Consider the following 20,498-nt stretch of genomic DNA (forward strand, 5'->3'; position numbering starts at 1 on the left):
TGCCGTTCCTGGTTATGTTGTACGACGACATACAACTATCATCTCCGGGCTGTGATGCCTGCGCAAGTCAGCAAAGACCCGCAGCGCAACAGCGCCAGAGCCAGCTTTTCAGTTCCTGACCTGAGCGAGTTTGCCTTGACCAACGCCGCCGCCCCGACCGCAGCCCCCGTGGCTGCCCCTTCCATCGCCTCGCTGACCGCCAGGCCGCCGCTGACGCTCAGCATGCACCCGGCCGACAACGTCGCCATCGTCGCCAACGACGGCGGCCTGCCTGCCGGCACCGAGCTGCCGCCCGGCCTGCCCGGCGCCGGCCTGGCGCTGCGCGAGAAGGTGCCACAGGGTCACAAGGTGGCGCTGGAGGACATTGCCGAAGGCGCGGTGGTGCGGCGCTACAACGTGCCCATCGGCTACGCGGTGAAGGACATTCCGGCCGGCAGCTGGGTGCACGAGCGGCTGCTGAAGATGCCGGCCGCGCGCGAGCTGGACGACACGCTGCCGATTGCCACCGTCAAGCCGCCGCACCAGGACCCGCTGGTCGGCCACAGCTTCCAGGGCTATCGCAATGCCGACGGCTCGGTCGGCACGCGCAACCTGCTGGCCATCACGACGACCGTGCAGTGCGTGGCCGGTGTGGTGGCGCTGGCGGTGGCGCGCATCCGCAGCGAACTGCTGCCGCTGTACCCGAACGTGGACGGCGTGGTCGGCTTGGAGCACACCTATGGCTGCGGCGTGGCCATTGACGCGCCGGACGCGATCATCCCGATCCGCACCCTGAAGCACATCTCGCTGAACCCGAATTTCGGTGGCGAGGTGATGGTCGTCAGCCTGGGTTGCGAGAAGCTGCAGCCCGAGCGCCTGCTGCCGCCCGGCAGCTTCGCGATCCAGCCGGCCGACGATGGCAGCGAAGCCGGGCTGGACGTGGTCTGCCTGCAGGCCGAGGCGCATGTGGGCCTGATGTCCATGCTGGACGACATCGTGCAGAGCGCCAAGCCGCACCTGGCGCGACTCAACGCCCGCCAGCGCGAGACCGTGCCGGCCAGCGAGCTGGTGGTGGGCGTGCAGTGCGGCGGCAGCGATGCGTTTTCCGGTGTGACGGCCAACCCGACCGTGGGCTTCGCGGCCGACCTGCTGGTGCGCGCCGGCGCCACCATCATGTTCAGCGAGAACACCGAGGTGCGTGACGCGGTGGACCAGCTGACCAGCCGCGCCGCCACGCCCGAAGTGGCCGAGGCGATCAAGCGTGAACTGGGCTGGTACGACCGCTACCTGGACCGCGGCCGCGTGGACCGTTCGGCCAACACCACGCCGGGCAACAAGGCCGGCGGCCTGTCCAACATCACCGAAAAGGCGATGGGCTCCATCATCAAGAGCGGCAGCTCAGCCATCTCGCATGTGCTGCCGCCCGGCGAGAAGCTGCGCCGTGACCAGCGCGGCCTGGTCTTCGCCGCGACGCCGGCCAGCGACTTCATCTGCGGCACGCTGCAGCTGGCCGCCGGCATGAACCTGCACATCTTCACCACCGGCCGCGGCACGCCTTACGGCCTGGCCGAATGCCCGGTCATCAAGGTCGCCACCCGTAGCGATCTGGCGCGCCGCTGGCACGACATCATGGACGTCAACGCTGGCCGCATCGCCGACGGCGAGCAGACCATCGAGGAAGCCGGCTGGGCGCTGTTCCAGCTGATGCTGGACGTGGCCAGCGGCAAGAAGACCTGGGCTGAACACTGGAAGCTGCACAACTCGCTGGTGCTGTTCAATCCGGCGCCGGTGACCTGAGTTTCACTGTCCGTCCGCCGGCACGCGCACCAGGTCGCCTTGCGTCGGTCCGTGGCGGGTCACCAAGGCCAGTCCGGCCTTGTCGATGGCCAGTGAGCGGAACGGGCCGATGGAGGCGCTGGGCAGGGTGAGCAGGGCGTGGTCGTGGCCGGTGGCGTCGCGGCGGATGAGCTGGTCGCCAGCGGCGCTGCGCGAGATGCGCCAGAGTTCGCCGTCGTGCCAGGCCCAGTTGCCCCAGTCCTGTTGCGCCAGGTCGTCCAGCACCAGCTCGCTTGGGCCGACGGGGCGGCCCTTGTCGTCCAGCCGGCGGCGCCACAGGCCGCGCTGTTCTTCCCTGGCGTAGTACAGCCAGCGCTGCGTGCCGAGCATCACTTCGCGGCCGAAGTGGGCGTGGTCGTCGGTCAGCCGGCTGAAGGTTTGCGTGGCGGGGTCGAAGCGCCAGAGTTCGGGGTGGTTCTCGCGGGTGCTGTAGACGATGAGCGTGCGGCCGTCCAGGCCCCAGCTCGGGCTGGCGACCTCGGCCTGCACGGGGATCACGGTCGGTGCTGCGCCGCCGTTCAAGTCGCCGATCACCAGCTGGTTCGGTCCGTCGCTCGGGCTCAGCACGGTGGCGTAGCGGCGGCCATCGGGGCTGCAGGCGGGCGGCTCGGGCGTGCCGGCGGGCAAGGGCAGCTCGCGGGCCTCGGCGTTGGCGCCGTCGCGGTACCAGACGCCGATGCGCCGCGCCCGGAAGGACACGAAGATCGGGTGTTCGGCGTCCTGGCAGGCGTCGGCATACAGGTCGCGGCCGCTGGAGCGGATGCTGCTGCGCAGCGCGCCGTCGGCCAGCGTGTAGAGCTCGATGTGGTCGTCGTAGCGCAGCACGCTGGCGGCCACGTCGCCGGAACCGTCGGGGATCGCGGCCAGGCTGCCGACGTTGTCGATGCGCGCGAAGCGGCTGGGCGTGCCGCCGTCGGCGTCCACGCGCCAGAGCGCGAAGTCGCCGGCCAGCCCGGCCGAGAAGACCAGGTCTCGGTCGCCCTGCCGCCAGGCCAGCGCCCAGATCGGCGCCGTTTCGCGCGTGAGCCGCAGCGCCTCGCCGCTGCGCACGTCCAAGCGCACCAGGTCGCCCACGGTGTCCTTCAGCTGCAGCACCGCGAGGTGGCGGCCGTCGTGGGACCAGGCCATCTCGCCATAACCCAGGCCTTCGCCGGCCTGCGCCAGCACGCGTTCCTGGCCGTCCGCCATGTGGTGCAGCATCAGCGCCAGGCCGCCAGGTGCGCTGGAGGAGCGGCGCGAGAAGGCCAGCCACTGGCCGTCCGGCGAAGCGGCCAGCGTGGCGGCGCCGGTGAGGTAGTGGCACTCGGCCAGGTCGCGCCGGCTGTCGTCGCGCAGGTCCACCAGCATCACGCGGCAGCTTTCACCGTGCTGGCCTTGCAGGTAGGCCAGGTGATGGGTGTCCACCCAGACCGGCCGGTAGAGGCGGTCCTGCGGATCGGTCAGCTCACGCGCAGGCGCCTCGGGCCGCTGCAGGTCGACCACGCGCAGCCGCGGCGGTACGCCGGTGCGCCGCCACACATAGGCCAGCGAGTGCCCATCCGGTGAATAAGCGGGCGACTCCTCGATGCCTTCCAGCGTGGTGATGGCGCTCAGCGAGCGCTGCGCGACGGTGTTCGCGCCGTGGCGAGCCTGCCAGGCCAGCGCCAGGGCCATGACCAGCAGCACAGAGACTCCACCGGCCAGCCAGGGCAGCTTCGACTTGCGGGCGGGCGCCGGCGCTTCCGCTTCTTCCCCGGTGACCTGAACCGCCGGCCACAGCAGTCGGTAGCCGGACTTGGAAATCGTCTCGATCGGGCCGGTGTCTTCGTCGGCCTCGCCGTCTAGTCGTACCGGTTCGGCCGCCGGCGCCTTGCGCAGGCTGCGCCGCAGCTGCGAGACGGTGTGCGTCAGGCCGCTGGAGCCGGTGTAGCTGTTGCCGGCCCAGACTTCGGCGATCAACTGCTCGCGGCTGACCACCCTGCCGGCGTGCTCCGCCAGCCTCAGCAGCACCGCAGCGGCCTTGCCGGAAATGCGCTCGCTGTGGGCATCGGCACCATCGGCCGTCAGCGTGCGCGCGGCCGGGTCGAACACGAAATGCCCGATGCGCCAGACGGCGTTGGGCGGCGATGCGGGCGCGGCTTCGGTCAACCCATCCAAGTCCTGCAACCCGCCCTCCGCCTTCTTCACAAAACATTCAAAAGTCGGACTTTAAGCGAGCGTGCGCTGCCCATTGAGGGCTGATGCGACGTACTGCGGTAAAGGCTGGCCCTGCGGTGGGGGCGAAGACCGGGCAGCAGCAGGCGGCAGGGCGGCTGCATACACTGCGCCGGATTCAAAGCCTTCTCCCGGAGCTTGCTGCATGGCCGATTCGTCCAACTACACCCCACCCGCCATCTGGACCTGGCAGCGCGAGAACGGCGGCAAGTTCGCCGGCATCAACCGACCCATTGCGGGGCCGACGCATGACAAGCCGCTGCCCGTGGGACGGCATCCGCTGCAGCTGTATTCGCTGGCCACGCCGAATGGCGTGAAGGTCACGGTGATGCTGGAGGAGCTGCTGGCGCTGGGGCATGCCGGCGCGGAGTACGACGCCTGGCTGATCCCGATCAACGAAGGCGCGCAGTTCGGCAGCGGCTTTGTCGAAGTCAACCCGAATTCCAAGATCCCGGCGCTGATGGACCGCAGCGGGCCTGAGCCTGTTCGTGTGTTCGAGTCCGGCGCCATCCTGCAGTACCTGGCCGAGAAGTTTGGCGCGTTCCTGCCGGCTGGCGGCAGCGCGCGGGCCGAGTGCCTGTCCTGGCTGTTCTGGCAGATGGGCAGTGCGCCCTTCCTCGGCGGCGGCTTTGGGCATTTTTATGCCTACGCGCCGGCCAAGTTCGAATACCCGATCGACCGCTACGCGATGGAAGTCAAGCGCCAGCTCGACGTGCTGGACCGCCACCTGGCCGAGCACCACTACCTGGCGGGCGACGACTACACGATTGCCGACATGGCCGTGTGGCCCTGGTACGGCACGCTGGTCAAGGGCCAGCTCTACGAGGCCGGCGAGTTCCTTCAGGTGCACGAATACAGGCATGTGCTGCGCTGGACCGACGAGATTGCGCTGCGCCAGGCCGTGCAGCGCGGCCGCATGGTCAACCGCACCTGGGGCCAGCCGTCCAGCCAGCTGCACGAACGGCACGAAGCCAGCGACTTCGACACCAGGACACAAGACAAGCTGGGCGCCGCATGATCACGCTCTACGACTGCGCCACCGCCCCCAGCCCGCGCCGCGCGCGCATCCTGCTCGCCGAGAAGGGCGTGGCCCACGAGACGGTGCAGGTTGACCTGCGGGCCAACGAGCAGATGGGCGAGGCCTATCGCCGCATCAATCCGCAGTGCACCGTGCCGGCGCTGCGCACCGAGGAAGGCGGCCCGCTGCTGACCGACAATGCGGCCATCGCCGCGTGGGTCGAAGCCGCGTTTCCGCAGCCGCCGCTGCTGGGCAGAACGCCGCAGGAGAAGGCCGAGATTGCCAGCTGGCAGTGGCGCATCGAGTTCGAGGGGCTGATGGCGATTGCCGAGGCCTTTCGCAACAGCTCGCCGGCCATGGTCAACCGCGCGCTGCCGGGCCCGGTGGACCATGCGCAGATCCCCGAACTGGCGACGCGCGGCCTGGCCCGGGTGCAGCAGTTCTTCGTGGACCTGGACCAGCGCCTGGCCGGGCGCGAGTTCATCGCGACCGAGCGCTTCAGCCTGGCCGACATCACCGCGGTCGTCGCCGTGGACTTCGCGCGGGTCGTGAAGCACAAGCCCGGCGAGCAGCACCCGCACCTGCTGCGCTGGCGGGCAGCGATGGCGCTGCGGCCGTCAATGTCCTTGTAAGCTGCTCTCCATCCCTTGCGGGCATTGCGGCCGGCCTCCCTACAATCGCGCCCCTTTTCCCTGTTTTCCCTCACATCGCGCACATGGACATCGTCGTCAACGAAGAACTCAAGGCTTACATCGACCCGTTGACTGCGGAAGAACATGAAGCGCTGGAACGCAGCATCCTGGCCGAAGGCTGCCGGGACGCACTGGTGCTGTGGGGCAATGTGCTGGTGGACGGGCACAACCGCTACGGCATCTGCCAGCAGCACGGCGTGCCGTTCCAGACGGTGCAGAACACGCGTTTCCAGAGCCTGGAAGACGTGCACCTGTGGATGATTGACCAGCACCTGGGCCGGCGCAGCGTTTCGGACTTCCAGCGCGGCGTGCTGGCGCTGCGCAAGCGCGAGATCGTCGCCGTCCGGCGGCTGCGCAAGCAGGCCGAGCCGGCGGCGGAATTCAAGGCTCCGGTGGGCGACGAGCGCTTCGTGCCGCCCGAAAGCGTGCCCACGCCCAAGCCCGCCGACACGCTGGAGACCCGCGAGGCGCTGGCCAAGGCCGCGCGCCTGAGCAGCAGCCAGGTGGTGATGATCGAGAAGATCCAGAAGCAGGCGGCGCCCGAGCTGGTCGCTGCGGTGCGCGCCGGCACGCTGTCGCTCAGCGCCGCGGCGGCAGTGGCCAGCCTGCCGGCCGAGGAACAGGTCGCCGCGGCCAATGCAGGCAAGGACGAGCTGAAGCAGGCCGCCAAGCGCGTGCGCGATGCCAAGCGCAAGACACCCGTCGAGGTGGCAGTGATGCCGGCAGCCGCAGCACCCACGCTGCCCGCGGACGACACCGACGACAACGTCGACTCGCTGCGCCAGCGCGTGGCCGCGCTGACCGCGGAAAACGCCGCGCTGCGCCAGCAGGTCGCGGAGCTGCACTCGCAGCTGCAATACGCTGCCCAAAACGGCGGCGACACCTCGTCGCCGTTCTGATGCCCGCGTTGCGTTACCTGAGCTTCGACCTCAGCGACAACGATGAAGGCGTGAGCACGCTGGAAGCGTTGGCGTCCACCTCGGCCGCGCAGCACGCCGCCGTGCTGGCCGAGGTGCGGCAGGTGCTGGACTGGGCCCGCCAGCATTTCCCGCACGGCCATGGCCCGCTGGACGACGGCATGGACTGGGACGAGGACCTGCAGGTCAGCGTCGAAGGGCAGTGGCATGCGGTGACGCTGACGCTGGCGGTTTCAGCGCGTTTCGCCGAGGCCTTCCTGGCGGTGTTCGGCGGGCCCGCGGAGGATTGAAATCAGCGTGGGCTTGCCTAACATCCCGGGCCATTGCCACAACCGCTGTCTGCCATGCGCCCGAATCGCTTCGCCTGCCTTGCTTACGCTGCCGCACTGGCGCTGCCACTCGCCACCTCGCCGGCTCACGCGAAGCCTGACGCACCACCCCGGCCGGTGACGCCGCGCGGCGTGCTCGGTGCCGACGAACTGAACAACATCGCGGTCTTCAAGGCCGTGTCGCCCTCGGTGGTGAACATCACCGCGCTGGGGCTGGAGCGCGATTTCTTCTCGCTCAACGTCCAGCAGGTGCCACAGGGCACTGGCACCGGCTTTGTGTGGGACACGCAGGGCCACGTCGTCACCAACTTCCACGTGATCCAGGGCGCCAGCGGCGCGCGGGTCACGCTGGCGGACCAGTCCAGCTACAAGGCCGAGCTGGTAGGCGCCTTCCCGGACCGGGACATCGCGGTGCTGAAGATCCCGGCGCCTGTGGCCAAGTTCAAGCCGGTGACCGTGGGCACCAGCCGCGACCTGCAGGTTGGCCAGAAGGTCTATGCCATCGGCAATCCATTCGGCCTGGACCAGACGCTGACCACCGGCATCGTCAGCGCACTGAACCGCGAGATCGAGTCGGTCACGCATCGCACGATCAAGGGCGCGATCCAGACCGATGCGGCCATCAACCCCGGCAACTCCGGCGGCCCGCTGCTGGATTCCGCCGGCCGGCTGATCGGCGTCAACACGGCGATCTACAGCCCGTCCGGCGGCAGCGCCGGCATCGGCTTTGCCATCCCGGTGGACGAGGTCAACCGCATCGTGCCGCGGCTGATCCGCGACGGCCGCATGGTGCGGCCTTCGCTGGGCGTGACCGGCGGCGGGCCGGAGATCAACCGTGCGCTGGGCCTGCCCAAGGGCGTGGCGCTGGTGCGGGTGCAGCGCAACGGCCCGGCTGCCAAGGCCGGGCTCAAGGCCTTCAGCCGGGGCGACGGCGGCATCCTGGCCGGCGACGTGATCACCGCGGTCGATGGCGAGCCGGTCGAGACGCAGGACGACATGCTGACCGCGCTGGAGCGCCTGCAGCCCGGCGACAGCTGCACGCTGAGCGTCTGGCGAAGCGGCGCGACCCGCAAGTTGACGGTCACGCTGGCCGAATCCGACGACTGAAAAAATCTCGAAAAAAGTCTCTTGAAAACCTGGCGCGGCGCTCCTAGTTTTGGAGCCAGAAGCGCTGGGGGCCAGTCTTCGGCGCTTCGTTCCACCCTTGTTTGACGCAAGAACGAATGGAGGTTTCGCCATGTATCGATCCCTGTTTCCCCGCGACATGTTCGCCGAGCTGGATCGCCTGCAACGCGACATGCAGCAGGCCTTCGACCTGTCTCCCAGCATCCGCGGCTTCGGCCGCCAGAGTTTCCCGGCCTTGAACGTCGGCGGCACGCCGCAGACCGTCGAGATCTATGCATTCGCCCCGGGCCTGGACCCGGCCACACTGGAGGTGCAACTCGAGCGCGGGCTGCTGACGATTGCTGGCGAGCGCAAGAACTCACTGGCCGAGGCCGGTGACAGCAAGTCCGCGGTCCACATCAACGAGCGCTTTGCCGGCAGCTTCCGGCGCGTGTTGACCCTGCCGGAAGATGCCGATCCGGAAGCCGTGCAGGCGCGTTGCAAGGACGGTGTGCTGCACATCACGGTGCAGCGCCGTGCGGCCTCGCAGCCGCGCCGCATCACGGTGCAGTGAGCCGTCTTTCCTGAACTTCAGCATCCAGGAGATTGACCATCATGAACAGCTTCAATCTTTCGTCCAAAACGCCCAACAGCTCGTCGCTTGCAACCCGCCCCGGCAACCAGGCGGTGGACAGGCCGCAGGACCAGTCTCAAGGCAAGGCGAACTACAGCGACGCCGCGCTGACTCCGCCGGTGGATGTCATCGAGGACTCGCAGGGCATCACGCTGTATGCGGACTTGCCCGGCGTGTCGCGTGACAAGCTGAACCTGCAGGTCACGGCCGACACGCTGACCATCGAGGCCGAATCCGGCCTGACGGTGCCCGAAGGCCTGCGGTCCAGTCACAGCGAGGTCAGTCTGGGCCGCTATCACCGGGTGTTCACGCTCAGCAAGGAACTGGACACCGGCAAGATTGCCGCCGACCTGTCCAACGGCGTGCTGCGCCTGCGCATTCCCAAGGCCGAGCATGCGCAGCCCCGGCGCATCCAGGTGCAAGCCGGCTGACCGGCAAAAGCCTGCAGGCTCGCCCAGCCCCGCTCAGCCGAGCTGGCTGGGCGACAGGTAGTCCTTCAGGAAGTCGTCGAAATTCTGGGTTTCGGCGGCTTCGATGCGGGCCTGCTCGGCCAGCGACTCGCGGGCCATCGCGGCCCAGCGGTCGGCCGCAGTGGCGGGCAGCGGCTGGGCCAGGAAATGGGTGCGAACGGCGTCCGAGCGCTCGCGCACCCAGCCGACGAACGATGCGTCCGGCCGGGCCTGGATGGCCGCCAGCACGCGGGCCGAAGGCGTCAGCGCCGGGTTGCCCAGCATCTGCCGGGCGGCGGCCAGCGCGGCCTGGTGCGGCCTGCCGTCGCCGGCCAGTCGCTGGTCCAGCAGATCGGCGATCGGGCCCATCTGCGTGAGCAGCTCGGCGGCCCAGTCGGTCAGCGTCAGCGTCTGTTCGCCGCGTTCCAGCAGCAGGCCGGGTTCACGGCCGCGGGCCGCCGTGCGGTGCTGGTTGCGGGCCAGCGCCGCGACTTCCTCGGGTGTGTCCTGCGGGCTGTCGCTGAGCAGGCAGTGCAGCAGGAAGGCGTCGAGGAAATGCGAGGTCTGCGCGCCAATGCCGGCCGGCTCGAAGGGGTCCAGGTCCATGCAGCGCACTTCGACGTATTCCACGCCGCGCTGGCGCAGCGCATGCAGCGGGCGTTCGCCGCTCTGGATCGTGCGCTTGGGGCGGATCGTGCCGTAGAACTCGTTTTCGATCTGCAGCAGCGAGGTCGAGAGCTGCTGGTAGCGGCCGTCGGCGCTCTTGACGCCCAGCGCTTCGTAGGCCGGGTAGGGCTGGGTCAGCGCGTCCTGCAGCGAGGCGCCGTAGCCGGCCAGGTGGTTGTAGCTGACGCGCAGGCTGGCCTGGGCATCGCTCTGGTAGCCCAGGCGGCCCATGCGCAGCGAGGTGGCGTAGGGCAGGTACAGCGTGTCGGTGCCCATCGCATCCAGGCCATGCTGCAGGCCGGCGCCGAAGTCGGTGCTGGTGGCGGGCGAGGCGCCGAACAGCCACAGCAGCAGGAAGGAATGGCGGCGGAAATTGCGGATCAGGCCGAAGTATTCGTCGTTCGACAGCCCTGGCAGCGACCAGTTGTAGTGGATGCCGGAGATCGTCTGCATGCGGCGGCCATAGCGGTGGCTCAGGCCGTGGCGGTAGACGGTCTTGGCCTGGCCGACGTTCGAGCGGCCGTACTGGCCGATGGGAATCTGCGCATCCGGCGGCAGCCGGCCGGGCATGCTGGCCACCCACAGGCGCTCGTCGCCAATGGCGCGGTAGCTCAGCTGGTGCAGCGTGGCGAGCTCGTCCAGCGTCTGGCCCACGGTGGTGTTGGCACCGGTCACCAGTTCGACCTGCGACTCGCTGAAGTCGGTCGTGATGTGCGGGTGCGTGAGCGCGGCGCCCAAAGCGGCAGGGTGCGGCGTGGCGGCGAGCTGGCCATCGGCCTGGGTGCGCAGGCTCTCTTTTTCAATGCCGCGGCGCATGCCGGCCAGGCGGGCCGCGCTCAGCGCTTGCAGTTTCAGTTGCAGGGATTCAAAGCTCACCGATGCCTCCTCGGCAGATTTTCTAGTTCAAAGCCGACTTGGCGGTCATCCAGTCGGCCGCTGTCGCGTTGCACTGGGATGGCAGCTTGCCCGGAAAGTGCGTCATTGGACGCCAATTTCAAGGCCACCGCATGGCAACCCGATTAGGCCTCGCCAGGCTGGGGTTGCCGCGAGCAGCCGTGCAAAGGCTGCTCCAAATGTGGAAAGCGATTTGCCTCGGTGCACCGATGAGGCTTTTCGCAGCACGGGGGGTCGGCCAGCAGACTGTTGCCCAAAAGCAATTGTCGGCCCCGAACTTGCTAGCTTTTTCGGTGTGTGCACGCTCGCTTGCCCTGCTTCAATGTCAGCATTGGACCGAGCTTCCGCCTGAACCGCCATGTGCCTGATCATCAAAAAGCCCCGGGGCCGGCAGATCACCGCCGACTTCCTTGAAAACGCCTGGCGTGGCAACCACGACGGCTGGGGCTTCTTCTACCTCGACGGCAGCGGCCACCTCGCCACCACCAAGGGCATGCAGCTCAACGAGTTGCTGGCGCTGAACCAGGGCCTGCCGCTGGACTGCGAGGTCTACCTGCACCTGCGCAAGGCCACCTACGGCCATGTCAACCATGAGATGGCCCACCCCTACCAGGTGCGCGAAGGCCTCATGTTGATGCACAACGGCAGCATCGAACACCTGGCTCCCACCGACACCCGCCGCAGCGACACCTCCGAGCTGGCCCGCATGCTGGCCTGCATGTTCGACGGCCTGAGCGATGCGCAAGTGGCCAGCATGATGCGCAGCGAAGGCTTCAACCGCCTGATCACCCCGGCCATCAAGGGCTCGATGGTGGTGCTGCTGGACCGCGAAGGCGCGGTGCGCCTGGGCCGCGACTGGCACGTGGTGCAGCCGCGCGAATGGAACGGCGTGATGCCCGGCATCGAAGTCTCCAACACTCACGCCTGGGCCCCGCTCTGGGACCTGCAGACGCCGGCCTGGCGTCGCGTGGCCCGCAAGGCCTGGCAATGGCTGACCGGCCGCAAGGTCAAGCTGGTGATGCAGCGCGGCTGAGCGCCCGCTGCCGTCAATCGGTCAGTCAGCCCGGCCGCCGCAGCTTGAACTTCTGCTCCGGCCCGATGCGGAAATAGTCCGCCGGGCCGCCGCCACGCAGGATGGGCTGGCCGGCCGCCGTGTCGTACACGCCGTTCACCAGCAGGCGCTGCGCGATGTGCACGCCCACCACCTCGCCCAGGATCAGCCAGGTCGGCACCAGTTCGCCCGCGGCGCTCTGCAGCTGGACGATTTGCGTCAGCTTGCACTCGAAGCTGACCGGGCTTTCGGCCACGCGTGGCGGCTTGACCAGGCGCGAGGCCAGCGGCGTCAAGCCCGCCAGGCCGAACTCGTCGACCTCGGGCGCGACCATGGCTGACGAGGCATTCATCGCCTCGGCCAGCGGCTCGGTCGCCAGGTTCCAGCAGAACTCGCCGGTTGCGCGGATGTTGCGCAGGCTGTCCTTCTCGCCCACGCTGGCAAAGCCGACGATGGGCGGCGTGTAGTTGAAGCCGTTGAAGAAACTGTAGGGCGCCAGGTTCAACACACCGGCCGCGGAAATCGAGGAGATCCAGCCGATCGGCCGCGGACCGACGATGGCGTTGAACGGGTCGTGCGGCAGGCCGTGGCCTTTGGCGGTCTCGTAGAAATGGAGGTCGTGCATGAGGTGCGCATCCAGGTGGGCAGTGTGTGCTCTGCGACACGGAGGGTGTAAGGAATTGAATGAATGTAAGCGCTCGGCTTCGGCGCACGGGGCAGCGCCTGAAATGCCGGGCTGCAGGCTGGGGTGGCGATGATTGACGCCGCGGAGTCTGCGCCCGGATCATCGCGCCGGGCCGCGCATGTGCCGGCCATGGCCCGGAGGGATCACATGAACACCAAGACGCTGTTTCGCGCCAGTCTGCTGACTGGCTTTGCCGTGCTGGGCCTGGCGACCGCACCCGCCTGCGCGGCGAAGACCGGGCAGGCCACCTTTTACGGCTACAGCGGCGGGGGCAACTGCATGCTGCCGGTGCCAGGCGACGTGTACACCGCTGCCATCAACGGGACCGATTACCAGGGCTCCAAGGCCTGTGGCGGCTACGTGCTGGTGAAGAACAGCGACACCGGGCAGACGGTGAAGGTGCGGATCGACGACCAGTGCCCCGGATGTCCCGCGGGCAACCTGGACCTCTCTGCCGAAGCCTTCAAGCAGATCGCCGATCCGGCGCAGGGCATCATCAACATCAGCTGGAAATACGTGCCGTACGACCAGCCCAGCATGCAGCTTTTCATTGCCGACGGTTCCAGCCAGTACTACACGGCGGTGCAGGTGCGGCACCATCGCTACCGCATCAACAAGCTGCAGTACCGCCTCAGCGCGCAAGGGGGCGCGTGGACCACGGTGGCGCGAACCGACTACAACTATTTCGTCAAGCAGGACGGCATGGGCCCCGGCCCGTACGACTTCCGGCTGACGGACGTGAACAAGCAGGTGGTGGTGGTGCCGAACGTGCCGCTGCAGACCGGCGTGGAGATCGAGACCGGCAAGCAGTTCCCGGTCTACGCGCCTTGATGATCATCCAGGGCGTTTCGCTTCCCGTGTCAGCCTCATGAGAAAACGAAGGGTCGCCCCAGGTTTTCTCATCCTCCTCGGGGGGCCTGACGCGAAGCGGCAGGTCTGGGGGCGCTCTCAGGCCCGCTCGGCGAGTGCCTTGGCAATGCGCTGCCGGCCCACGGTCGGCCGCGGCACCTTGCCCTTGACCTCGTCGAACCAGGCGCGCACGTCTTCTTCCAGCATGTTGCCGTGCATGTAGTTGTAGATGGCCTTCTTCAGGCCGCGGCCGAGGGCGTCGTGGTCGGTGCCGGTGGGGTCCAGGAACCCCACGTCGTTCTTCGCGAACTTGCCGTCCGGCAGCGGCAGCAGCGTGATGCCGTAGTCCGCCGGCTGCTGGCCAACGGGTGAATGCACGGTGCAGGCGAAGCGGTGGAAAAAGCCGCTGTGGATGCAGCCGTTCTCGAACAGCTGGCGCACGTATTCCAGCGCGTCCACCGTGTCCTGCAGCGTTTGCGTGGGGAAGCCGTACATCAGGTAGGCGTGCACCAGGATGCCGGCATCGGCAAAGCCCTTGGTCACGCGCGCGACCTGCTCGACCGACACGCCTTTTTTCATCAGCTGCAGCAGCCGGTCCGAGGCCACTTCCAGGCCGCCCGAGATCGCCACGCAGCCGCTGTCGGCCAACAGCTGGCAGAGGTCTGGCGTGAAGGTCTTCTCGAAGCGGATGTTGCCCCACCAGGAGATGCCCAGCTCGCGCTGGATCAACTCCTGCGCCAGCGTCTTCAAGGCCTTGGGCGGCGCGGCTTCGTCGACGAAGTGGAAGCCGGTCTGGCCCGTCTCGGCGACGATCTGCTGGATGCGGTCTGCCAGCACGCTGGCCGAAGCCCCTTCGTAGCGCGAGATGTAGTCCAGGCTCACATCGCAGAAGCTGCACTTCTTCCAGTAGCAGCCGTGGGCCACGGTGAGCTTGTTCCAGCGGCCGTCGCTCCACAGCCGGTTCATCGGGTTGAGCATGTCCAGCAGCGACAGGTACTGGCCCAGCGGCAGCCCGTCCCAGGTGGGCGTGCCGACCTCGGCGAAGGCCACGTCGGCCTCCATCATGTTGACGTAGCGGACCTCGCCGCTGTCTGCGTCGCGCACGAAGGTGCGCACCAGGCGCTGGCGCGAGCGCTGGCCTTTGACATGCTCGATCAAGGCCAATAGCGGGCGCTCGCCGGCGTCCAGCGTCACGAAGTCGACGAAGTCGAACAGCCGCGGCTCGCCCAGCTCGCGCAGCTCGGTGTTGACGAAGCCGCCGCCCAGCGCAATGGCCACGCCGGGGAACTCGCGCTTGATGGTCTGCGCAATGCGCAGTGCGGCATATACAGCGCCGGGGAAGGGCACCGAGAGCAGCACCAGCTGCGGCTGGTGGCGTGTCATTGCTTCGCGCGTGAGCGCGGCCAGCGTGTCGTCCAGCAGGTTGGGCGGCTGCGCCAGCGCTTCGGCCAGCGGGTCGAAATGCGGCTGGCTGGTGGCGAGCTGCTCGGCGTAGCGCACGAACTCGAAGCGTGGGTCCACCGCGTCGCGCAGCACGTCGGCCAGGTCGTTCAGGCACAGCGTGGCCAGGTGGCGGGCGCGGTCCTGCAGGCCCAGCGCGCCGAAGGCCCAGTGCAATGGGTCGCCGCTGCCGTCGTCGATGTAGTGTTCCAGGCTCGCGAAGCGTGCACCTTCGGGCAGCCAGAAGCGGGTGACGATGCGGTGCGCCAGCGTCGCGTCCGTCCCTTGCAGGAAGCGGATCAGCGATGCGATGCAGGCACGGTAGCGCCGGAACTCGTTGATGAAGTGCCGCACCTGCGCCGAGCGGCGCGCTTCGGGCAGCACCTGGCAGGCGGCCAGCACCTGCTCCAGCCCGCTGGGCGAAAACAGCCGCAGCACCAGCGCCAGCGCGAAGTCTTCCTGCACGGCCTCGATCTCGCGCGAGCGCAGGAAGCCGGTTAGATAGGCGGTGGACGGGTAGGGCGTGTTGAGCTGCGTCATCGGCGGGATGAGGCTCAACACCTTGAACTCGGAAGCGGCGGACATGGGCGGGCACAGGGCAACGAGGGGGTGGCCCAGGTCACCAGGCCGCAGTTGCGGTTCGCCCGAATTGTGCCAGCCGGCTACCGGCCCGCTTGTTCGGCCTTGCCCTGGCGGGGAACTGCGCCCATCAGGAACATCTCCACCGCCCGGTGGACCTTGGCGCGCACCTCGGTCTCGGACACCGGTGGCGGCGGGTTCTGGAACACCCGATTGTTGATTTCGGCCGTCAGCAGCGCAAAGAACTGCTGGGCCATGACCTTGGGGTCGGTCCGGCGCAATTCCTCGCGTGCCATGGCCGCGGAGACGAGCTTGGCAATGGCCTCGATGCTCTGCGCAGGGCCGGATTCGTGGAACAGCTGGCCCACCACCGAATGGCCGGATTCCGCGACGACCATGCGGTAGACGGCGATGGCCTTCTCGTCGTTGACCAGCACGTGCAGCATGCGTTCACCAAAGCGCGTGAGCTGCTCTTTCAGCGGGATGGACTTTTCATCGACCTGCGCCAGGTCATCCACCGCGTCTGCCAGGTTGGCAGTGGCCAGGGTCTCGACCACGGCCACGAACAGCGCTTCCTTGGACGGGAAGTACCCATACAAGGTGGCCTTGGAGCCGCCAAAACGGCGAGCCAGCTCATTCATCGAGGCCCGCTCGTAGCCCACCTCCTGGAACAGCTCCGCCGCCGCCAGAACGATGGCGCTGCGGCGCGCCTCCGTGCGTACCTTCATCCTTGCTCCTCAAAAGTGAACCGGATGGTACTTTTTTCTTGACGCGCCGGAAAAGCAAATCAATAATGAACCGTACGGATCGGTTTTGATTTCGTCGGTGAATGGCTGGCAGCGCTGGCGAGCAGCCAACAGGTCGACTCCGCAGCTTCGTGGTCTTGTCTTCCGTTGACCGCTCCCTCAATGCGACCTCACCCAGGAACCGCCATGTCACTTTCCAACCCTTGGTTTTCAGGCGCCGCGCTCGCGCTGTGCGTTGGGCTGACGGCCTGTGCCGGCACCCAACCGGTGCCATACGCCGGCATCGCCTCATCCGAACAGCTGCGCCGCAACATCCTCGATGAGACGGGGCGCATCCCGCTGGCCTATCAGTCCGGGGTGGCGCTCAAGCGCTACGGCAGCGTCAGCCTGGATCCGGTGGTCATCTATCGCGGCGCCGACAACCAGTTCGAAGACATCGCCAAATCCGACAGGCGCGAACTGGCGGCCTACATGCAACGCCAGTTTTCCGACCGGCTCGATGACTACGCCCGCCATGCATCCGGTGCGCCTGGCAAGGCCTTGCGCATCCAGCTGACGCTCACGGGCGCCAAGAGCAGTACCGCGGTGCTGAGCACGCTGTCGCGCTTCGATCTGGTAGGCGGCCCCTACAACGCGGTGCAGGCCGCGCGTGGCAAGGAGGGGGCGTTCACCGGCTCGGTGACCTATGCCGTCGAGGTCTTCGATGCCAACACCCAGGTGCTGCTCGCGGCCTATGTCTCCAAGCAATACCCCGGAGCCTGGGACCTCAAGGCGGGCATGGGGGCTTTGAACGCCGCCAAGACCGGCATCCGCAGCGGGGCAGACGAACTGGTGAGTTACCTCCAGGACAACTGATTCCTGCACCTCTTTCCTGGCATTGCCTCCTCATTTCAAGGACACCAGCATGAACTTCCTCTCCAAAGTCGCCCTGTTCGGCGGCACCGTCCTCGCCCTTGCCGCCTGCGGCGGTGGCGATACCGCCGAATCCCTGAACATCGGCCCCGGCCAGGTGCGTTTCTTGAACGCCGTGCCGGGCAGCCCCAGCCTTGCGCTCTATCGCAAGGACGACATGGAAAACGAGGCCGGTGTGCAGGCCTATGAAGGTGCATCGAAGTACTACGACACCGTCAACGTGACCTCTGATTGGAGCGCGCGCGACGCCATCACGGGCACGCAGCTCGGCGTCACGTCCATGCGCGTCGAGAACGGCACGCTCTACACGCTGGTGGCCCTCCCGGGTTCCGGCAGCGCCTACAAGCTGCTGCAGATCTCCGACCCCTACAACAAGCCGCTGGATTCCGACCGGGCCCGCGTGCGCATCGTCAACGGCACGCCGGAGGTTGGCAGCTTCGACGTCTACATCACCGCGGTGGGCGCCGACATTGGCAGCGCCACGCCCGCCATGGCCGGCGTCGCCGGCCAGATGCCCCGCCCTGCCTCGGGCGCAGATTCCTTCATGATCGGCAACGGCACATACCAGATCCGCCTCACCGGCGCAGGTTCGAAGTCCGTCTTCTTCTCCGGCACCGTCAAGCTGGGCAACGACGACGACGTGCTGTTGATCACCTTGCCAGGCGCCGCCAGCGGCGAGGTCAAGATCCTGGACATCCCGGCCGGCAAGACCCAGTCGAACACCGAGATTCCCAACGAGGCCTGACGCACCGCAACCGCATGAACCGCGAGGCCGCGCACCATGTCCCACCCTGCCGCCGCCACCCCGCGCGCGGTGCCGCCCGTGCTGCAAACTGCAGTCGTCATCCTGGCGCTCGCCGCGGCGCTGGCGCTGCTGCACTTCGGCCGGGCAATCCTGGTGCCGGTGACGCTGGCCGTCGTGCTCAGCTTCGCCGTGACACCCTGGGTGCGCACCCTGCGGCGTTGGCGCCTGGGGCCGCGATCGGCGGTGTTCGCGGCCGTGGCTTCCGTGGTGCTGGTGGTGTCGTGGCTGCTGGTGCTGATGGGCACGCATGCCCTGCACATGGCCGAGCGCCTGCCTGCCTACCAGGCGACCCTGAGCGCCAACCTGGATGCCTTGCGTTCGGGCGCGCTGCTGCCGCTGCAGAAGACCTGGGACGCGGCTGACGCGCTGCTGGACGCGCAGCAGGCGGACAGCGGCACGGGCCAGCCTTTCCAGGCTTCTGCCGGGGGCCCTGCGGCGCCTCCGACAAGCACGCCGCTTCGACGCCTGCAGCAGTTGCTGTCTTGGCTGTGGGGCCCGCTGGTCAGCGCGGCGGTGGTGGGCATCGTGATGGTCTTCGTGCTGCTTGAGCGGGAGTCACTGCGGGACCGGTTCATCCGCCTGATCGGTCAGGCCGATCTGCGCGTCACCACGGCGGCCATCGACGATGCGACGGAGCGGCTGTCGCGCTACCTGGCCCGGCTGTTCGTCGTCAACCTGGGGGTCGGTGGGGTGGTGTGGGTGGCCTTGTCGCTCATCGGCCTGCCCGACGCCTTCCTCGCCGCCGCCTCTACCGTGGTGCTGCGCTTCGTGCCGTTCGCCGGCGTGCCTTTGGCGGCGCTGCTGGCCATGGGACTGGCGCTGGGCGCCTCCGCGGGTTGGCACCTGGTGCTGATGACCGGGGCAGCCTTTGCGGCCGTCCAGCTCATCACCTCGCAATTCATCGAGCCCCGGCTGTATGGCCGGGCCACCGGCCTTTCACCGCTGTCGATTGTCCTGGCCACGCTGTTCTGGGGCCTGCTCTGGGGACCTGTCGGCGTGCTCATCTCCACACCGCTGACGCTGTGCCTGGCCGTGGCCGGGCGCCATGCCAGCTCGCTGGGCTTCCTGGACATCCTGCTGGGCAACGGCCCTGCGCTGACGATGGCGCAGAAGTTCTACCAGCGGGCCCTGTCCGGCGACTCCGACGAGATCATCGGCGACGCAAAAGGCTTCATGAAGCGCCGCACGCTGGCCGTCTATTGCGACGCGGTGCTGATGCCCGCGATGCAGCTGGGCGGGCGTGACTTCGAAGCCGGCGCCATCAGCCTGCGCCAGCAGGCCAAGATTCGTTCGGCCGTGGTCGACGTGGTGGAGGCGCTGGACGGTGCGCGGCGCGAGCCTGGCCTGGCCGGCAGCCGACCCAGGCCGGAGGCAGAGGTGGAGGGCCTGAGTTCGGGCCTGCTGCTGCGTCACAAACGGCTGGCGCGCCAGCGCGCACGGACCCTGGGGGCCCCTGGACCCGCGTCGGCTGCGGCGCGCGTCGTCGTTTGCGTCGGCATGGGTCTGCCAGGTGACGAGCTGGCCACCGAGCTGTTGGTGCGCATCCTGCGCCACCTCGGCCTGGACGCCTACCACCTGACCGCGTCGGACCTGCACTCGCTGCAGACGGCGCAGCCGCCGGCTTCGGCCATCGGCACCGTCTGCATCGTCAGCATGGCAGCCCGTGGTGAGCATGCACCTGGTGATGCCTTGTGCGAACGCCTGGGCGCGGTCGCCCCGGAGGCCGCTCGATTTGCCTTGCTGCTGCCCGGGCCGGAGGCCGAGTCGCTGGGCAACGCGCTGCGCGAATCGGTCGACAGCATGGGCCACGCCTTCGAGCGCATTGCTGGCGAGGTTCTCGCCCACTCGGTGGGCGGCGTGGCGCCCCTCGCCGCGCCGCAGACCCACCTTCACATGTGAATCCGTGACGCAGGAGCAGACCTTGGACCGACTGTTGAACGAGATGACGCCGTGGGCGCCGCAGTCCTGGCCCTCGGGCCTGCCGCTGCTGGTCACGCTGCCCGGGCTGCGCGCCCAGGACGCCGCTCGAACCGGGGCGGCGCTGTACGCCGCCGGGTTTCGCGTGATGGCAGTGCCATGGGCGGGTCTGGCCACGCTGGCCACGCTGCAGCAATTGGTCCGTGCCTTGCCAGCCGATTGCGTGGTCGGCGCCACCGGTGTCAATGATGCGTCGCAGGTGCGGGACATCGCTCGCGTGGGCGGGCGCGTGGTGGGGGTGCAGGCCTTCGAGCCCGAGTTGCTGCTGCTCGGGCTGCGCCTGCGCCTTTTCGTGGTGCCGCAGGTCTATTCATTGCGAGAAGCTTTGCAGGCGATCCAGTCGGGTGCGCAGGCTGTTCGGCTGCACCTCGCGGATGACATCACCCGCCGAGCGCTGATGGACTTCGAACCCTTCTTGCCCGAGGGCGTCGAGATCTGGCCCGCGGGCAACTGCCCCTTGGATGTGCTCCCGCTGCGGTTTGCGCTCGACCACCATGTCTACCGGCCCGATCAGCCCGACGCTGCGAGCCAGAGGCTGGCGGCGTTTGGCTTGGCCAACTGGACGCGCGCTCGGTCCGTGATGGAGGCGGCGATGCCGAGAAATTCCTCGAAGGCCCGGCCTGGCGAAGCTTCGGGTGCTGGCCTGGAAGATTGAACGACGACGTAGCCCGCACGCACCATCACCAGCCGAAGCCGGGCACTGCCAGGCAGTGGACCGGCTGGCCGGCGGCGCAGCAGGACAC

General features: G+C 68.1%; 19 protein-coding genes. 14 read left to right on the forward strand and 5 right to left on the reverse strand.

The window, feature by feature from the left end:
- Positions 1-222 precede the first annotated feature (222 nt).
- On the forward strand, positions 223-1,776 hold the full coding sequence (gene garD / locus AC3WR5_RS13885) for a galactarate dehydratase (protein ID WP_231011132.1): 1,554 nt from the start codon (positions 223-225) through the stop codon (positions 1,774-1,776).
- A gap of 3 nt (positions 1,777-1,779) precedes the next feature.
- Here the strand turns inward: garD and AC3WR5_RS13890 are convergent, their stop codons facing one another.
- On the reverse strand, positions 1,780-3,960 hold the full coding sequence (locus AC3WR5_RS13890) for a winged helix-turn-helix domain-containing protein (protein ID WP_492485248.1): 2,181 nt from the start codon (positions 3,958-3,960) through the stop codon (positions 1,780-1,782).
- 193 nt (positions 3,961-4,153) lie between these two features.
- On the opposite strand from AC3WR5_RS13890, the gene yghU reads away from it, so the two are divergent.
- The 7 genes from yghU to AC3WR5_RS13925 all read left to right on the forward strand — a co-directional run bounded on the left by yghU (position 4,154) and on the right by AC3WR5_RS13925 (position 9,133).
- Complete coding sequence (yghU, locus tag AC3WR5_RS13895; protein ID WP_492485250.1) at positions 4,154-5,026, forward strand: glutathione-dependent disulfide-bond oxidoreductase; 873 nt, start codon at positions 4,154-4,156, stop codon at positions 5,024-5,026.
- Positions 5,023-5,658 (forward strand): glutathione S-transferase N-terminal domain-containing protein, encoded by a 636-nt coding sequence (locus AC3WR5_RS13900; RefSeq protein ID WP_492485252.1) that lies wholly within the window; start codon positions 5,023-5,025, stop codon positions 5,656-5,658. The genes yghU and AC3WR5_RS13900 overlap by 4 nt, the downstream gene beginning before the upstream one ends.
- An 83-nt stretch (positions 5,659-5,741) precedes the next feature.
- Positions 5,742-6,617, forward strand: a complete 876-nt coding sequence (locus AC3WR5_RS13905) for a ParB N-terminal domain-containing protein (protein WP_492485254.1) — start codon at positions 5,742-5,744, stop codon at positions 6,615-6,617.
- Positions 6,617-6,925: a hypothetical protein gene (locus tag AC3WR5_RS13910; RefSeq protein WP_492485256.1), complete on the forward strand. Its 309-nt coding sequence runs from the start codon at positions 6,617-6,619 to the stop codon at positions 6,923-6,925. The genes AC3WR5_RS13905 and AC3WR5_RS13910 overlap by 1 nt, the downstream gene beginning before the upstream one ends.
- A 54-nt stretch (positions 6,926-6,979) precedes the next feature.
- Positions 6,980-8,071 (forward strand): S1C family serine protease, encoded by a 1,092-nt coding sequence (locus AC3WR5_RS13915; protein WP_492485258.1) that lies wholly within the window; start codon positions 6,980-6,982, stop codon positions 8,069-8,071.
- A gap of 130 nt (positions 8,072-8,201) precedes the next feature.
- Positions 8,202-8,642: an Hsp20/alpha crystallin family protein gene (locus AC3WR5_RS13920; RefSeq protein WP_492485260.1), complete on the forward strand. Its 441-nt coding sequence runs from the start codon at positions 8,202-8,204 to the stop codon at positions 8,640-8,642.
- A 41-nt stretch (positions 8,643-8,683) separates the two neighbouring features.
- Positions 8,684-9,133: an Hsp20/alpha crystallin family protein gene (locus tag AC3WR5_RS13925; protein ID WP_492485262.1), complete on the forward strand. Its 450-nt coding sequence runs from the start codon at positions 8,684-8,686 to the stop codon at positions 9,131-9,133.
- Positions 9,134-9,166: 33 nt separating this feature from the next.
- Here the strand turns inward: AC3WR5_RS13925 and gshA are convergent, their stop codons facing one another.
- A complete protein-coding gene (gene gshA / locus AC3WR5_RS13930; protein WP_492485265.1) occupies positions 9,167-10,693 on the reverse strand; it encodes a glutamate--cysteine ligase in 1,527 nt (508 codons plus the stop codon).
- A 376-nt stretch (positions 10,694-11,069) separates the two neighbouring features.
- On the opposite strand from gshA, the gene AC3WR5_RS13935 reads away from it, so the two are divergent.
- The gene (locus AC3WR5_RS13935) at positions 11,070-11,744 is read left to right on the forward strand and encodes a class II glutamine amidotransferase domain-containing protein (RefSeq protein ID WP_325655420.1); all 675 of its coding nucleotides are present in this window, start codon (positions 11,070-11,072) and stop codon (positions 11,742-11,744) included.
- Between the two features lie 25 nt (positions 11,745-11,769).
- On the opposite strand, the gene AC3WR5_RS13940 is transcribed toward AC3WR5_RS13935, so the two are convergent.
- On the reverse strand, positions 11,770-12,387 hold the full coding sequence (locus tag AC3WR5_RS13940; RefSeq protein WP_492485267.1) for a flavin reductase family protein: 618 nt from the start codon (positions 12,385-12,387) through the stop codon (positions 11,770-11,772).
- A 207-nt stretch (positions 12,388-12,594) separates the two neighbouring features.
- On the opposite strand from AC3WR5_RS13940, the gene AC3WR5_RS13945 reads away from it, so the two are divergent.
- Complete coding sequence (locus tag AC3WR5_RS13945) at positions 12,595-13,278, forward strand: expansin EXLX1 family cellulose-binding protein (RefSeq protein ID WP_492485269.1); 684 nt, start codon at positions 12,595-12,597, stop codon at positions 13,276-13,278.
- Between the two features lie 117 nt (positions 13,279-13,395).
- On the opposite strand, the gene AC3WR5_RS13950 is transcribed toward AC3WR5_RS13945, so the two are convergent.
- Both AC3WR5_RS13950 and AC3WR5_RS13955 read right to left on the reverse strand, forming a co-directional pair.
- Positions 13,396-15,321 (reverse strand): B12-binding domain-containing radical SAM protein, encoded by a 1,926-nt coding sequence (locus AC3WR5_RS13950; RefSeq protein ID WP_492485271.1) that lies wholly within the window; start codon positions 15,319-15,321, stop codon positions 13,396-13,398.
- Between the two features lie 77 nt (positions 15,322-15,398).
- A complete protein-coding gene (locus tag AC3WR5_RS13955) occupies positions 15,399-16,043 on the reverse strand; it encodes a TetR/AcrR family transcriptional regulator (RefSeq protein ID WP_141286851.1) in 645 nt (214 codons plus the stop codon).
- A 204-nt stretch (positions 16,044-16,247) separates the two neighbouring features.
- Here AC3WR5_RS13955 and AC3WR5_RS13960 point away from each other — a divergent pair, with 204 nt between their 5' ends.
- Genes AC3WR5_RS13960 through AC3WR5_RS13975 form a run of 4 tightly spaced genes read left to right on the forward strand, consistent with a single transcriptional unit; the run spans position 16,248 to position 20,410 of the window.
- The gene (locus tag AC3WR5_RS13960; RefSeq protein ID WP_492485273.1) at positions 16,248-16,916 is read left to right on the forward strand and encodes a DUF3313 domain-containing protein; all 669 of its coding nucleotides are present in this window, start codon (positions 16,248-16,250) and stop codon (positions 16,914-16,916) included.
- A gap of 49 nt (positions 16,917-16,965) precedes the next feature.
- Positions 16,966-17,718: a DUF4397 domain-containing protein gene (locus AC3WR5_RS13965; protein ID WP_492485275.1), complete on the forward strand. Its 753-nt coding sequence runs from the start codon at positions 16,966-16,968 to the stop codon at positions 17,716-17,718.
- A 36-nt stretch (positions 17,719-17,754) separates the two neighbouring features.
- Positions 17,755-19,677, forward strand: a complete 1,923-nt coding sequence (locus tag AC3WR5_RS13970) for an AI-2E family transporter (protein WP_492485276.1) — start codon at positions 17,755-17,757, stop codon at positions 19,675-19,677.
- Positions 19,678-19,699: 22 nt separating this feature from the next.
- The gene (locus tag AC3WR5_RS13975; RefSeq protein ID WP_141286855.1) at positions 19,700-20,410 is read left to right on the forward strand and encodes a beta/alpha barrel domain-containing protein; all 711 of its coding nucleotides are present in this window, start codon (positions 19,700-19,702) and stop codon (positions 20,408-20,410) included.
- Positions 20,411-20,498 lie beyond the last annotated feature (88 nt).

It is taken from the genome of Ideonella sp. FW305-24, assembly GCF_058788035.1.

Bases quoted from the DNA above. Each gene is read 5' to 3' on its own strand.
- AC3WR5_RS13920 (WP_492485260.1), top strand. From the start codon at position 8,202: ATGTATCGATCCCTGTTTCCCCGCGACATGTTCGCCGAGCTGGATCGC.
- AC3WR5_RS13945 (WP_492485269.1), top strand. From the start codon at position 12,595: ATGAACACCAAGACGCTGTTTCGCGCCAGTCTGCTGACTGGCTTTGCC.
- AC3WR5_RS13935 (WP_325655420.1), top strand. From the start codon at position 11,070: ATGTGCCTGATCATCAAAAAGCCCCGGGGCCGGCAGATCACCGCCGAC.
- AC3WR5_RS13965 (WP_492485275.1), top strand. From the start codon at position 16,966: ATGAACTTCCTCTCCAAAGTCGCCCTGTTCGGCGGCACCGTCCTCGCC.
- AC3WR5_RS13905 (WP_492485254.1), top strand. From the start codon at position 5,742: ATGGACATCGTCGTCAACGAAGAACTCAAGGCTTACATCGACCCGTTG.
- AC3WR5_RS13970 (WP_492485276.1), top strand. From the start codon at position 17,755: ATGTCCCACCCTGCCGCCGCCACCCCGCGCGCGGTGCCGCCCGTGCTG.
- AC3WR5_RS13900 (WP_492485252.1), top strand. From the start codon at position 5,023: ATGATCACGCTCTACGACTGCGCCACCGCCCCCAGCCCGCGCCGCGCG.
- AC3WR5_RS13955 (WP_141286851.1), bottom strand. From the start codon at position 16,043: ATGAAGGTACGCACGGAGGCGCGCCGCAGCGCCATCGTTCTGGCGGCG.
- AC3WR5_RS13910 (WP_492485256.1), top strand. From the start codon at position 6,617: ATGCCCGCGTTGCGTTACCTGAGCTTCGACCTCAGCGACAACGATGAA.
- AC3WR5_RS13925 (WP_492485262.1), top strand. From the start codon at position 8,684: ATGAACAGCTTCAATCTTTCGTCCAAAACGCCCAACAGCTCGTCGCTT.
- yghU (WP_492485250.1), top strand. From the start codon at position 4,154: ATGGCCGATTCGTCCAACTACACCCCACCCGCCATCTGGACCTGGCAG.
- AC3WR5_RS13940 (WP_492485267.1), bottom strand. From the start codon at position 12,387: ATGCACGACCTCCATTTCTACGAGACCGCCAAAGGCCACGGCCTGCCG.
- AC3WR5_RS13950 (WP_492485271.1), bottom strand. From the start codon at position 15,321: ATGTCCGCCGCTTCCGAGTTCAAGGTGTTGAGCCTCATCCCGCCGATG.
- AC3WR5_RS13960 (WP_492485273.1), top strand. From the start codon at position 16,248: ATGTCACTTTCCAACCCTTGGTTTTCAGGCGCCGCGCTCGCGCTGTGC.
- garD (WP_231011132.1), top strand. From the start codon at position 223: ATGCACCCGGCCGACAACGTCGCCATCGTCGCCAACGACGGCGGCCTG.
- AC3WR5_RS13915 (WP_492485258.1), top strand. From the start codon at position 6,980: ATGCGCCCGAATCGCTTCGCCTGCCTTGCTTACGCTGCCGCACTGGCG.